This is a genomic window from Nonlabens spongiae, from assembly GCF_002117125.1.
Classification (GTDB): Bacteria; Bacteroidota; Bacteroidia; order Flavobacteriales; family Flavobacteriaceae; genus Nonlabens; species Nonlabens spongiae.
The window spans coordinates 1,286,277-1,300,300 of sequence record NZ_CP019344.1 but is presented as its reverse complement, the minus strand read 5'-3'; the positions used below and the strand labels follow the sequence as shown (position 1 = coordinate 1,300,300).

Annotated in this window: 15 protein-coding genes; 5 read left to right on the top strand and 10 right to left on the bottom strand. The window is 40.9% G+C overall.

The window, feature by feature from the left end:
• Window positions 1-8: 8 nt before the first annotated feature.
• The gene (locus tag BST97_RS05905) at window positions 9-599 is read right to left on the bottom strand and encodes a DUF6642 family protein (protein ID WP_085766362.1); all 591 of its coding nucleotides are present in this window, start codon (window positions 597-599) and stop codon (window positions 9-11) included.
• A gap of 94 nt (window positions 600-693) precedes the next feature.
• Entirely contained in the window at window positions 694-1,434 is a 741-nt protein-coding gene (locus BST97_RS05900) for an outer membrane beta-barrel protein (protein WP_085766361.1), read from the bottom strand.
• 115 nt (window positions 1,435-1,549) lie between these two features.
• On the opposite strand from BST97_RS05900, the gene BST97_RS05895 reads away from it, so the two are divergent.
• From BST97_RS05895 to BST97_RS15755, 3 genes are read left to right on the top strand one after another with little or no spacing between them, the layout of a single operon-like run.
• Entirely contained in the window at window positions 1,550-1,738 is a 189-nt protein-coding gene (locus BST97_RS05895; RefSeq protein WP_085766360.1) for a CsbD family protein, read from the top strand.
• A 1-nt stretch (window position 1,739) separates the two neighbouring features.
• Window positions 1,740-2,027, top strand: a complete 288-nt coding sequence (locus BST97_RS05890) for a 4a-hydroxytetrahydrobiopterin dehydratase (RefSeq protein WP_085766359.1) — start codon at window positions 1,740-1,742, stop codon at window positions 2,025-2,027.
• A gap of 36 nt (window positions 2,028-2,063) precedes the next feature.
• Window positions 2,064-2,375 carry a hypothetical protein gene (locus BST97_RS15755; RefSeq protein WP_157111498.1) on the top strand — a complete coding sequence of 104 codons (312 nt, stop codon included), beginning with the start codon at window positions 2,064-2,066 and terminating at the stop codon, window positions 2,373-2,375.
• On the opposite strand, the gene BST97_RS05885 is transcribed toward BST97_RS15755, so the two are convergent.
• From BST97_RS05885 to BST97_RS05850, 8 genes are all read right to left on the bottom strand, one after another.
• Complete coding sequence (locus tag BST97_RS05885; RefSeq protein ID WP_085766358.1) at window positions 2,334-2,666, bottom strand: translation initiation factor; 333 nt, start codon at window positions 2,664-2,666, stop codon at window positions 2,334-2,336. The genes BST97_RS15755 and BST97_RS05885 overlap by 42 nt on opposite strands.
• Window positions 2,644-3,225 (bottom strand): mechanosensitive ion channel family protein, encoded by a 582-nt coding sequence (locus BST97_RS05880; RefSeq protein ID WP_085766357.1) that lies wholly within the window; start codon window positions 3,223-3,225, stop codon window positions 2,644-2,646. Before BST97_RS05880 ends, BST97_RS05885 begins: the two co-directional genes overlap by 23 nt.
• 2 nt (window positions 3,226-3,227) lie before the next feature.
• Window positions 3,228-4,154: a septum formation inhibitor Maf gene (locus BST97_RS05875; protein ID WP_085766356.1), complete on the bottom strand. Its 927-nt coding sequence runs from the start codon at window positions 4,152-4,154 to the stop codon at window positions 3,228-3,230.
• 191 nt (window positions 4,155-4,345) lie between these two features.
• Window positions 4,346-6,346: an excinuclease ABC subunit UvrB gene (uvrB, locus tag BST97_RS05870; RefSeq protein WP_085766355.1), complete on the bottom strand. Its 2,001-nt coding sequence runs from the start codon at window positions 6,344-6,346 to the stop codon at window positions 4,346-4,348.
• Window positions 6,347-6,447: 101 nt separating this feature from the next.
• On the bottom strand, window positions 6,448-9,345 hold the full coding sequence (locus tag BST97_RS05865; protein ID WP_157111496.1) for a T9SS type B sorting domain-containing protein: 2,898 nt from the start codon (window positions 9,343-9,345) through the stop codon (window positions 6,448-6,450).
• 178 nt (window positions 9,346-9,523) lie between these two features.
• A complete protein-coding gene (locus tag BST97_RS05860) occupies window positions 9,524-10,840 on the bottom strand; it encodes a DASH family cryptochrome (RefSeq protein WP_169711537.1) in 1,317 nt (438 codons plus the stop codon).
• A 55-nt stretch (window positions 10,841-10,895) separates the two neighbouring features.
• Window positions 10,896-11,051 (bottom strand): DUF2256 domain-containing protein, encoded by a 156-nt coding sequence (locus tag BST97_RS05855; RefSeq protein ID WP_085766353.1) that lies wholly within the window; start codon window positions 11,049-11,051, stop codon window positions 10,896-10,898.
• On the bottom strand, window positions 11,048-11,701 hold the full coding sequence (locus BST97_RS05850) for a flavin reductase family protein (RefSeq protein WP_085766352.1): 654 nt from the start codon (window positions 11,699-11,701) through the stop codon (window positions 11,048-11,050). The genes BST97_RS05855 and BST97_RS05850 overlap by 4 nt, the downstream gene beginning before the upstream one ends.
• A gap of 461 nt (window positions 11,702-12,162) precedes the next feature.
• Between BST97_RS05850 and BST97_RS05845 the strand changes: the two genes are divergently transcribed.
• Entirely contained in the window at window positions 12,163-13,071 is a 909-nt protein-coding gene (locus BST97_RS05845) for a hypothetical protein (RefSeq protein WP_157111494.1), read from the top strand.
• A 4-nt stretch (window positions 13,072-13,075) separates the two neighbouring features.
• Window positions 13,076-14,020: a hypothetical protein gene (locus BST97_RS05840; protein ID WP_085766350.1), complete on the top strand. Its 945-nt coding sequence runs from the start codon at window positions 13,076-13,078 to the stop codon at window positions 14,018-14,020.
• The last annotated feature ends 4 nt before the right edge of the window (window positions 14,021-14,024 follow it).

Below are 14,024 nucleotides of genomic sequence, written 5' to 3'. Positions count from 1 at the left end.
TCTGTAGCCTAATAGTAGAGCCTAAAGTCGAGCAGTTTGCATAAATCATAATGCTTGTAAAACATACGCTCAACCACTTCACGCAGGTCATCATTCTCATAAAATAGACTGAAAAAGACTCGATCAATCGTGTACGCACTGGTCATGCTTTCAGATAGAGCGCCATAGCCTGAAATTGCTCTGGCACCAGTAATATCGAGAAAATACTGTGATTCTTCATCGGTGAGATCCAGTGTTTTTTTGTTGGCAAAGTGGATGATCTTACCTTCCATTTTGCCCTCAAATAATTCTGCAATTTCTTCAATACTATAATAATAGCCATTGATCAAAATGCTATTTGCCTCTCCCGGAAATACCAGATAGATAATTTCATAATCCTCAAAATTATGGTCATCATAAAGTAACGCATCCAGGCTTTCCTGCAACCCTTCTATAGTATCGCAAGTTTTATAGATGCTGGAGACATTTTGTTTCAAAGCAATATCTTCCAGAATTTGAACAACTGGAGTAGTTTCAACTTTTTCTAAGTCTGGAACTACCTCAAGACAATAGATGAATTGATCAACATTTGCAGATAGGGTGGGGTAGGGTGTTGCCATTAAACGGTAGTGAAATGCTAGAAAATAGGTATTGAACCGAGCATAAAAAAAAATACTTAAATGATAGAAATTTATAAAGACTTCAAGAAGTATTTTACTGCTCATCCACTCGCTTCTCGCCGTTGCTGTACTCTTTACCTAAGGCGATTTTAACTCCAATATTAAAATGCAAATTTGTCATATTTACCCCATAGGATTCTGAACCTCTTGTAAAGGCTACAGGCTCACCAAAGGTGCTTGCTAACGCAGGGTTGAAGAATAACTGAACTTGCTTTCTGAAATAGTAATTGAACCGCAGGCCCAGCTCCATGTACATGGATCCGTCCTTACTTTCTTCAGGTTGATAAAAGTTGAACTCAGGAAATTGACCTATAAGAGGCTGTGCTACTGGGATAATAGCTTGCTTGGGATCAGTGTTTAGAAAACTGTAACCCAGCCTGCCGTAGGCGTCAAATTGAAACCTGTTATCCCTTAAAGTCAGCAGTGGACCTAGGCTAAAACTGGCTTTTTGATAATTTGCCACCTCGCGTACATCTGCATTTTCATTAGTCTCTCGATCGTTTGCTCTGAACTCATTATACGCATGATTGAAACCAGTGCTCAATGCTAGGTTTTTATTAAAGTAATAGTCGTAGGACACTCCTATATTTAAACCAGCACCAGCCACATCTTTGAATTCCCCTAGAGGTTGTGATACGCCAAATCCAACAGATAAATTGTATCGTGGTACCTCTCGCACGTGCAAAGGAGCCCCCTCGTTATCGAGATTGTCTTGTGCGCTACCCCATAAGGTGAACAACAGTCCCAGCCCTAGAATCAATTTATTTCTTATCATAGTTTAAAAATAGCATTAAAATAGGTTTAAATATGGGAGCTAGTTTCTAGAATTATGTTTTTCTTATGTTCGCTTTCGCGAAAGCGTGCTTACATTTATATAAAATCAAAAAATTATGAGCGACAAAGAATTAGAAGGAAAATGGGATCAGGCAAAAGGAAAAGTAAAAGAGGAAGCTGGAAAAGCGACTAACGACAAATCCCTAGAAAGCGAAGGTAAGGCAGATCAGGTCGAAGGTAAAGTAAAAGAAGGACTGGGAGAAGCCAAAAGAAAAATTAAGAATACCCTAAGCGGAGACAAGTAATATGGAAAAATTAAATGACGATCAGCTCGACAAAGAGCTCGCAAGTGTGCCTGGTTGGGATCATTACGAAGATGCCATTCACACAACATTTGAATTTGACAACTTCATGGATGCGTTTTCAGTAATGACTCGTATCGCGCTGGAAGCTGAGAAGATGGAACACCATCCAGACTGGCATAATGTGTACAATACCCTGGAAATTACACTGAGCACGCATGATGCCGGCGGTCTAACAGAAAAGGATTTTCAACTTGCCCGTGCTATAGAACATATCGTAGGAGACGAGTAAAACTCTTTACTTACAAACTAAAATCCCGAAATTCATTTGAATTTCGGGATTTTTTATAAACAGCCTACAGCCTACAGCCTACAGCCTACAGCCTACAGCCTACAGCCTACAGCCTACAGCCTACAGCCTACAGCCTACAGCCTACAGCCTACAGCCTACAGCCTACAGCCTACAGCCTACAGCCTACAGCCTACAGCCTACAGCCTACAGCCTACAGCCTACAGCCTACAGCCTACAGCCTACAGCCTACAGCCTACAGCCTACAGCCCACAGCCTACAGCCTACAGCCTACAGCGCCACGCAAGATTACCCACCTACACGCTTCACTTTGAATCCTTTATCTTTTAAAATCTCCATGATTCTATCTCTATAGTCACCTTGAATGATGATGGTGTCGTTTTTAAAACTACCGCCTACACCTAAAGTGGTTTTGAGTTCTTTGGCCAACTGTTTAAAATCTTCGGTTGCACCGGTGTAGCCATCGATGATGGTATTCACTTTTCCCTTGCGTTTCTCAAACTTGCATAACAGCGGATCGTCTTGAAGCCACAGTTGGTCTTGACTCTCTTCTTGAGGCTCATTCTCCTCCTTAAAGTCGTGATCTGGAAATAAATTTTTAAGTTGATCGCTCAGGTCCATCTACTAGGGTTTTGTCAATTTCATGAGTTTCAAGAACTCTGTCAAATATAGATTCTTGATTGGGTTTCAATATAGAAACTCCTTTTTGCAGCAATAAGTTGTTAGGGTAAGTTATAATCTCATCTTCTACAGTGATTAGAATAGTGTAGAAGCCTTTAATGTCTTGAATAGTCGCTGTAACGGGTAGATCTTTATCATGAATACGTATGCGATCGCCTATCTTAAAGGGGAATGTAAAATATAAAATAAAGCTTGCCGTAATGTTACTTAGAATACTCCAAGATGCAAATAAAGCCACACCTACCACGGCAAACGTTGAACCTAAGGCTACCCAAAAACCTTCATTTCTAAATCCCCAGACCAAAACTAGCGCAATCGCGCACATGGTCCAGATTACATACCCCACATAACGACTCACATACTGTTTGCGAAGTTCTGATCGCGAAACTTTTTTTGAAAGTTTTGTCGCACTCCATATAATCAATCTATGAGCAATGGCCGTAGTGATTATAAGTCCTACACTAAGTAGAAATTCTATCTGAATAAAAAATTCTTTCATTATCAGAGTCCCAAGCTATCTCTCAAGACTGTATTTTCAAGTTTGTTTTGGTTCCAGTAGTCGGTCATAATGGTTTTTTTAAGAGAGCCTGTAGAAACCTGAGGTGTACCACCGTCATTATACCGATCCATCCAGTTCAGTATTTTGAAAGGAAATTGTTTTTCTGTTTTAAAGGCTATGGTCCTTTCCAGTTCAGGATATTTAACGCTGTATAAATATCCATCTGGGAGTTCACTCAATTTTGCTATAGCCTCATAGGGTTTTGTTTCTACGTGCTTCAACCTTAAGAATTCAATAGATGGAATAACTTGAATAGCTCCCGTGGGCATCTCTTTAGGACCTAACCTCAGTCTCAAAGGGATCTCATTCTCTAACATCTGAAAGTCGATTTTGAAATTTTTATTTCCTTCTTTCTGGAAGTAGGAGTGCAGTTCCACATCATAACTATCATTATCACGTGTCAACTGTTGAAAGGTGAGCCCACACCATTCTTGAATACTTCCTACAGCCTTTAAAGCATGTTCTTGTGTATCCAGCGGCAAAAATGTACTGCTCATAATCTTGTAAGGATAAATACCCGTTACAAAATCACGAGTAGCATTGAGCTTCAATACTCGTACATCTGACTCGCTGGGAATATCAGATTTGATCAATTCATTTCTGTCAAATGGCTCGGTCACGAAAATCAAGATCGCAGTGCCTTCACGCATTTCTCCATAACGTGCCTGACTGAGCTCATAGCTTGAAATTTCTGCTTTGCTTTGATACCAGTAATCAGAGAATTCTGCAGTGAGCTTTCTGTCTTTTGCTATCGTGCTCTCCGTTTCGAGTTCTTTTGGCGTTGCTGTATCCTCAGTTTGATTTTCCATCGACTGATTACACGACCAGAGAAATAGTGCAGAAAATATGATTAAACCTAATTTCTTCATGCTTTTAAAGCTTTGTACAAAGGTAATTTTTATGAAAGCAATGATGTGAAAAAATTGTCAAACATTGGAGCTGTGAGTTTCGCGCGTAGCGCTTTACGCTATAAGCTATATGCTGTTTGCAATAAGCTAGAAATCTCAAATTTCTAAACTCACTACTCACTACTCACTACTCACTACTCACAAACTCAAACTCACACCGCTTTCACTTTCTCCTGAAGCATTTTGATTTGATCGCGCAGTTTTGCAGCTTCCATAAAGTCGAGATCTTTGGCCGCTTTTTCCATTTTCTTGCGAGTATCCCTAATTTTTTGCTCAATCTGAGCTTTGCTGAGGTATTCTGCTTCTTCTTCAGCGGCTTTGAGGGTAAGAGTTTCCTCAATGGCGTAAGTCGCAGCATTTTTGCGGTAGAGCGCAGATTCTAGTGTTTTCTTGATTGCTCGAGGTTCTAAGCCATGTTCTTTGTTGTAAGCCATTTGCTTCGAGCGGCGATACTCAGTTTCATCAATGGTTTTTTGCATGCTCTCGGTAATCTTGTCTGCATAAAGCACGGCAAGTCCATTGACATTACGAGCAGCACGTCCTATAGTTTGGGTAAGCGATCGATTGTTTCTTAAAAACCCTTCTTTATCGGCATCGAGTATGGCTACTAGTGAAACTTCTGGAAGATCCAGACCTTCTCTCAATAAATTGACTCCTATCAAGACATCAAAAAGGCCTCGACGCAAATCAGACATGATTTCCACACGTTCCAAAGTATCTACATCACTATGGATGTAGCGACAGCGTACGTTAATACGAGTCAGGTATTTGGTAAGTTCCTCGGCCATGCGCTTGGTAAGGGTGGTCACTAAAACACGTTCATCCAGTTCTTCTCGTTTTCTGATCTCTTCCACGAGATCGTCAATCTGATTTTGGCTGGGACGCACTTCAATAATCGGATCTAACAGACCCGTTGGGCGAATGATTTGTTCAACGTAAATACCTTCGCTTTTAACCAATTCATAATCGGCTGGAGTGGCGCTAACGTATAAAACCTGATTTTGAAGGGCTTCAAACTCTTCAAATTTCAAAGGTCTGTTATCCATTGCGGCGGGAAGCCTAAAACCATAATCCACCAGATTTTCTTTTCTGGAACGGTCACCGCCGTACATCGCACCTACTTGAGGAACGCTCACGTGGCTCTCGTCGATGATCATCAAGTAATCCTCTGGGAAATAATCTAGTAAACAGAACGGTCTCGTACCCGGTTCCCGACCATCTAGATAACGTGAATAGTTCTCAATTCCAGAACAATAACCCAGCTCACGAATCATTTCTAAGTCAAATTCCGTACGTTCTTGAAGTCTTTTAGCCTCTAGAGGTTTCCCTATTTCTTTAAAATATTCTACCTGTTTCCCAAGGTCGATCTCAATGCTGTGAATGGCGTTATTCAACACATTGGGCGAGGTCACAAACATGTTTGCCGGATAGATGGTGATCTGTTCAAACCGCTCGATTACTTTACCGTCGGTAGGATTAAAGCGTTCTATTTCTTCAATCTCGTCGCCAAAGAAGTGGATTCTGAATGCCGTATCTGCATAACTCGGGAACACATCTAGCGTATCACCCTTGATCCTGAAATTACCTCTATTAAACTCAGCTGTGGTTCTGGAATAAAGTGATTGTACCAACTTCTGGAGTAAATCGGTACGTGCAATAACCTGATCGCGTTGCACGCGTATCACATTCTTCTGAAATTCTACTGGATTCCCGATACCGTATAAGCAACTTACAGATGCCACCACAATAATGTCCCGGCGACCCGAGAGTAGGGAAGAGGTTGTACTTAAACGCAGTTTCTCAATTTCCTCATTGATCGAGAGGTCTTTCTCAATGTAAGTTCCGCTTGTTGGAATAAAAGCCTCTGGCTGATAGTAATCGTAGTAGGATACAAAATACTCGACCGCATTATCTGGAAAAAAAGTCTTGAACTCGTTATAAAGCTGAGCCGCGAGCGTTTTATTGTGACAGAGCACCAGCGTAGGTCGCTGCACCCGTTCCACCACATTTGCTGCGGTAAAAGTCTTCCCACTACCGGTAACCCCCAGCAAGGTTTGATAGCGTTCTCCAGCCTCAATTCCGCTAGCGATTTTGTCAATGGCCTGCGGTTGATCACCAGTGGGCTCAAAGTCAGATACGATCTTAAAATCCATAGTTGCAAAAATAGTGTTTGGATAATTCCGCTTTCGCGAAAGCGTCGTTAAAAAGAGCCACCTGCTACTTTATAGCTAAGATCCAGAGGAAAAAACACCGCCTACCTCTTGAGTGTAAAATGTCCCTTGAAATTCTGCCCGTCCGGTAGCTCCACGAGGTACCAATAATCTGTACTGGGCATGGCGTTGCCGTTAAAATTCCCGTCCCAACCGGGTCCCAGTGGGTCCAACTGTTTGAGCAACTTACCAAAACGGTCAAATACAAACACGCGCGCCTCTGGTATGGAGTCGATCTCAGTCACCTGCCAGTAGTCGTTGAACCCATCATCGTTAGGCGTGAAGAAGGGTTTTGCTCCCACAATGGTTGCGGTCTCGGTTGCGGTGTCGCAGGCATTTTCTCCTCTCACGTAAATGGTGTAGGTTCCCGGTACCAGATTCTCAAACAGAGGACTTTCTTGATATACAAAATTATCCAGGCTGTAGGTCCACGGGCCGCCGTTGCGCACGCTCACTTCTATACTGTTTTGGTTTACTCTGAACTGAGTGACTTCTATTTCTGTAATCTCAATTTCATCAAAAGGCACTACCTCGATCGTTGCCGAATTGCTGCAACCATTAAAATCAGTGACTTCAACGGTATAGCTTCCAAAATTCGTTACTTCGATAGAGGCAACATCAGCACCGGTGCTCCATAAATACTGGTCGTAACCAGAAATGGCTGTTAGAATCACTCGATCTTCTGGACATTTCACAACCATGTTCTGTTGAGTGACTCGTGGAAGAATGCCCACTTCAATATCTATAGGTTCTATTAAGGCACATTCTGAGTTGGCACTATTTTCAACCCGCATCCATAATCGTTCGGTGAGCTCTTCATTGAAATAGGGGTTGGTCAACGGAAGTTCGTCATTAATAGCTTCTTCCTCATTTGCGTGGAAGCTAATGTTCATGGGTTCGGAATTTTCTGCTTGCACTTGATCTGCAAAAAAGAAGTTCAGATCAAAAGCTTCTACGCCATCATCGCTCGAGTCATCACAAATCAAATAGGTTTCTAGAAAAGGGATTTCTGGAAAAGCATTAACCTCGATGAAAAAGTTTTGAAATACGGGACAAGTAGGCTGGGTCTTATATTCATACCGCACAAAAATTTCTTCGCGCCGTTGCTGATTTTCATACGGTAAACTGATTCCAGCAACTCCATTCTGTGCGTTCAATAGATCATCGTAAAAAGTTATGTCCAGTACACTCTCATCTATATCGATCAGGCTTTGTTCAGCGATTACCAGTAAGTCAAAAATTTCTACACCATCATTTTCTGTACCGTCACAAAGCAGTTGATCCTCGATAGGTTCCACTTGAATAAATGGAATAATTTCAATTTCAAAAGATTGAATTTCAAAACAGCTTGCTCCATCCTGTCGATCCACTCGAGCAAAATAAGTTCCTGAACTTACCGTATCTGAACTGACAATTGCATTTTGCTCTTGTTCAGCATTTTCTCGGGTGCTGTGTATGCTGGCCTCAAAAACATTTGAGCTTTGATTACCTAGAACTTCTTGATATATCTCATCTAAATTAATTGGAATGACTCCCGTATCAGTAGAGTCATCACAATAGAATTTAGGTTCAATTGGGTTAGTACTTGGAGCTTGAGGAATCTGTATAACACGGGTCACCACATAGTTTTGAAAAGGCGTATCAATATGTAAAGTAACCGTATAAGTTCCAGCATTTTCATAAATGTGTATAGGATCGACCTCGTTAGAGCTATTATTCACAGAGCCAGGATCTCCAAAATCCCATGAGACTTGAGAATTTGCACACTGACCTATGGGATCGGCAAAGAATTGAGTGGGGAGACCACTACAACCTATACCGACTCTGAGATTGGGCTCAAATTCAAAATTGTAAAAGGGAGGGAGACCTTCTGTAGCTAAAGTACCAGGTAATAACTGCTGACCCAGCTCCACAAAATTGCAACTAGTTCCAGCTGCATTAGGATCATTAATCACACTAAGCCACGGTGTTTCTCCTCTAGGGTAATAAATTTTATCATTAGGGCCACGCTGCAAGGCTCCGCGCGCTAGATCGTCTGTAGGATCTATAGGAGAAGTTTGAAAAATAGTGACAGGCGTTGAGGCGAAGTTTGGCTGATTGAGATCGTATTGTAGTAGAGTGCGTTCGCCCACACCTCCATTATTAGATTGTTGAATACCTCCATCAGCTGTGTTGAGATCCAAGTAAATCTTACTTCCATCACCTGAAAACTCACAGCCATAAGCATAGAGTCCATTGGTGAACTGAAGTCTTTGCGGGCCAGACACCGTTCCCGTGGCATTGTTAAAATTAAGTAGCCATGCTCCACGGCCAGCAAAACTAGGATTATTAGTATCTACTATTCCAGGGGTGGTCATAACGATCTGATCGCCATTTTTTGAGATTCTCAAGTATCCACGAGCATCAAAACTAACTCTGGTGCCTACGCTGCTCGTTTCTACAACAGCGTTTACATCTAAACCGTTAGGAGTTAATTTAAAAGCGTGAAACCGATCGTAAATCTCTGTATCTGGAATGCTTTCACCATAGGCAACGATCCAAGCATCCGTGCCATTTGCGTGCTGAGTAGCAAAAACTTTTTCGGCACAGTTGCTTAAAAGATTGATATTTTTCTGGCTGGGTATTACATCGCCGTTACCGTTGTTGAGCGTCATGTCTACGACTGAATAATTCAAACCTATCAAGGTACGCGATCTTCCTACCGTGAAAACATAGTAGATGTTTGGATTTTGAGGTTGTGGGACAATTATCGCAGATTGTGTACTTGAAGGATCTCCTAGCAAATCTGAGCCGTTAGGCATAATGATGCCATTACGATCGTACACTTCAGAACCATCCGTATAAAACAATAAATCACCACATATATCTGAAATTGCTGCACTTCCTTCAAAGGTGACTAGCTGACCGGTGACGGGTAAAACTGAATTTCCCGTGAAATTCAAACCCGCATTTTGCCCAAAGAACCACCAGTTGTTTTGGTTTTGGCTCTGGCATAGAAGGCTACATATCAGTATTACTAAAGTGAGAAAGTGCTTCACTGTATAAAAATACAATTTAGCTATGTACTGAGTAAGTTATTTACGCTTTCGCGAAAGCGTAACCTACAACATTAATTATTGCTTAATTTTCCAGCCACAGATCACGATACTCATGATCGCTATCGTAACGGTCAGCCTGTGACTGAATATTAAATGTGCGGTTGCGTGGATCATTCCCCACGCCACTGTTGTACATCCAGTTGCCATAATTGGAATGCACGTCGTAATCGATAAGAATGTGTTCAAAATAGGCCGCGCCCAGTCTCCAGTCTTGCTTGCGGTGCATGGACCAGTAGCTCGCGACATTCTGCCTACCGCGGTTGCTCATGAAACCGGTTGCGGCGATTTCTTTCATATTAGCATTCACAAAATCTTCATGGGTCTCACCGTTGATCCATTTTTCAAGCTCTCGATGGCTTGAATTCCAATCGTATTCCTTTTGCAGGATTCCGCCCAGATTGAAGATTTTTTCCTTATGTTTAAGCGAAACATACTTAAAGAAGTCGCGCCAGATCAACTCAAAAACCAGCCAATAGGTGTCTTGATTTTTTTTGATCTCTTTTTCATACTTTTTTACTTCATGATAGATCTCACGAGCGCTAATGCAACCCTGTGCCAGCCACGCGCTGAACTTGCTGCTATAGTCCGTACCTATTAAACCATTACGGGTTTTCTTGTAGTCTTGAAGTTGCTTGGTCTCCCAAAAATAATGTTGTAATCTGTTCCAAGCTGACTTGCTGCCACCTTCCCAAGGAAAAGCCGAGCGTTTATCTATTTCAAAAGATTCCAAGCCTAAATCTTCCAGGCTGGGAATCTCAGTTTTGTGAACACTCAATTTGTCTTGTTTATAAGCTTCAATAGATACTAGTTCTCGCACCTGAGCTTGTTTCTCACATTTTTTACGGAACTCAGTGAAAACTTTCGGGATCTTTTGAAAACTCTCGAAAGGAATATCGTACGGATGGTACAAGAACTGATCGTAGGTGCGGTGTCCTTTGGGTTTATCATCCAGTTTATCCAGTTCGACTCCGAGATCTTTTTCTTGATCCATTTCATCTTTAGTCCATTCTTTCTGAAGGAAGATGTTTTTGATGTCGTGCTCTTTAACTAAATCAGGAAGAACCTTTGCTGGTTTATCATGAAATACGAGAAGCGGTATGTTGTGTTCTTGAAGTTGTCTTCTAAGATCGGCTACACTTTCTATAATGAATTGCGCACGATATTTTCCAGTCCTAGTGAAGGGTAAATCAATGTCCACATCGAGATTAAAATCTCTACTTTCATAAAACCGAGGGTCAAAAAAGTAGACTCCCATAACAGGACTATCTGCATCACAAGCCTTTTTTAAACTGTGATTATCTTTTGTTCTTAAATCGTTTCTAAACCAGACTAGGTTCATGATTTTCATTTTTGAATTATGAATTCAGAATTGAGAATGACACGATTCATAATTCCTAATTCTGAATTCTACATTGTTTACTGCAATACTTCACATTCTCCCAATCCTTTTCCCACTTTTTGCGCCAGGTGAATTCGCGACCGCAGCTCGCACAGGTTTTGGTCGGCAAATTATGAGGGTTGCGGAATGAAGTATTCTTCTTGGTTTTCATCGTTGGATTTCGTGCGGTAGTGTGTGAAGGTCTTCGCCTACTTGAGCATAACTCCACCGCTCTTTTATGTTTGCTTTCGCGTAAGCATCTAAACCATTAATCGTAACCGTTCCCGCGCGTTCCAGATTCACAAATCCATCGTCTAGTTGCAAACCGTCGTTCATAAAAATATCCGTGATGCGACAGATGACTAAGATGCATTTGTTCTCTTTCAGATAGTATTCGCTTTCATATTCAGCGCCTACTTGAATTGCAGCACCTTTGACAAAGGGAGCATTGAACCCATCGCGGATTTCTTTTTCAATATTCAATTCTTCAAACTCAGAAACTTCAGGATCATATTTTGCGCTACTCTGGTGTGCTCTTGCGACTAGATCCATATTGAGATGATTCAGCGTGATGTGCCCAGTTTCTTTGAGATTTTGATACGTATGACCTGCACCGTGACCTAAAGGGCGCTGCACAAAACTGAATATAGCAGGATTGCTCCCTAGATGAGTCACACTGCTGAAAATGGCGACATTATCCACTCCATCTTTAGATCGAGTAGCCAGTAGATTAGCGCTTTTGAATCCTGTAATACTATTGATCAGATTCCCTCTATAGATGCGCTCCATTTCAGCTATATCGCCGATCGTAAAATGTTTCATTTGTTTAATGTAATTCCTCAAAACTAAAACAAAACAGATGCTATGGAACGAGGATCCCTTTTAAATTTTTGCCAAATGGCTGGATTAGTTGGTCAGTTAGCAGTTGAAGCACCTTCTTACTTTAGAACTGCCAAAAGAAATACTTGGCATATGTAAATTGAAAAATTTTTAGTAGCTGACACGACGACTATCCGTAATGGGATGTCTTGATGCGGAGTGAAGGACTAGAATGGGATCAGGAAAAAAAATAATTGAAAGGAATTACAATGAAACATGCAAAGAGGAAATCATGGCATGTCTCGAATACAATGAGTTCATCGGGCTTCAATTGAAGATATGATTCTATCGAGATGACATTATACGCCAAATGCCCTATTGAAGGAAGAATGAGATGAATTTAAATTTGGATAAAGCTTATATCCATGATTAAATCGAGCAAATTTTTTACTCTAATTGCTGTTTTGTTTCTATTAAGTTGCGAGGAAACCTGCTGCCAGATTGAATACACTCAACTTGCTAAAGGCGATCAGATTCCCTATTTATTACAGAAGTATGGGTTGAAGAATAATGGCGTGCTCACGGTTGAGAACACTGAGTACAACTCGTATCAAGACAAATCAAAACTCAACCGATTTGCAACCTCTTATTATGTTTTTAAAGAGGGGTATCTTGAAAATCTCAGAGAAGAAAAATTAAATGGCGGTCGCTATCAGTACATGGAGACGAACTCTTTGTGGGATTCAAATGATAGATTGCCACAAGTCTACACCTATTACCGCAACGGCAGCCTTCAGTATAAAGACAGTCTGCTGTATGACGGTCAAGATCGCATGATTCAGGCTTTCAGTCTTTCAGGCGTGATGGATCTTGTTTATGATGAAGACAACAAGCTGGTTGAGAAATCATTTTCAAGAGAAGGGATAAAACAGTGGACAACTAGATATAGTTATGATGGACGAGATCTAGAACGAGAAGAATTCTATATGCATAAGACTGGTGAGCCCGTGATGTCGTTGATGTCTCGCTTTCGCGAAAGCGAAACAACCCAATACAATATTAAAAATGGAAAGGAAGAACTATCTAGAACCATAACCGTGAACGATCATGGCGACGATCTAAAAACGACAGGAAAATATGGAGTTGCTCGTGATTTGAGTTATGAATATGACGAGCGTGGCAACTGGGTTCTACGAGTGGATAAGACTAAAAGTGGTCATTATTATGCAACTCACCGGGAGATTACTTATGAAGACGGGACAGTCACTGGTGATGAATGGACACCAGAGAAAATCGCAGAGAAACTGAATCTTACTTATGATGCAGCTGCTTACAAAAAATACAGGAATGAGTTACAATCATTGCGCAATTAGGTGTATGAGAAACCTCAAGTTCATATTCCTATTAATCTGTGGAACTGTACTGGCTCAAGATGCTGATCTAGTGTTGCAGAGTGAGATGGGTGCATTGCCTAAATATGATCTTAAATTTTGGGAAGTAAGCAAGTCTGTAGACTCCATCGGGAGTAGGACTTATGTGCTTAAAGATGGAAATATCGTTATTAAAGAAAAAGCATCTTTCATTTTTAACGACGATGCTTTTTTGCAGAAAGAAATACGAACCTACTATTATTCTGACAGGCCACGTACTTCCTCAACTAGTTATGAGTACGACGAAAACGGCTTAGTATCTTTAACGAGGGGGAATGGTCAGGTCATTAAATATGAAAAAAGTCCTGATGGTAAGTTCCGTTTTATCCGGAAGAAAAAAATCCATTATCGCGATAACCTTTTGGAGTATTATAGCGAGGACCAAATTATCAATAAAGACAACACTCGATATGAATACCATAAAGGGTGGTATAAGCAGATTTTTTCGGCTACAGGCTATATCACTGGCAATAAACATACAGAAATCATTAGATATTACTACGATTACAAGCTGTATGCAGAAATACATAAAGCCAAAAAACACATACGCATAAATGTGTTTAATCAGCAATTTTACAAAGAGGGTATTGATCCCAATGCGTGGATCTCATATATAGATAAGAAATTGACTGACAGTTCAGGTCTTGATGCGATAATTCCTGATCCGATGGAAAGTGTAGAATACCTTGCCCAAGGCTTTGAGAAGATACGTTTGGATAAATTTGACAACTATACAGACTGGACTAGATCTTACAGACTTTCTCGTTCTTATACTGAAGAATTAAATAAGGAGTACACCTTCAGAAAAATCTACTTTACAGATGGGACAGAGGTTGGATCTACAGATTTTGATAAAAATTGGCTAAGCTCTCTACCCACTTCACTTTATTGACAGA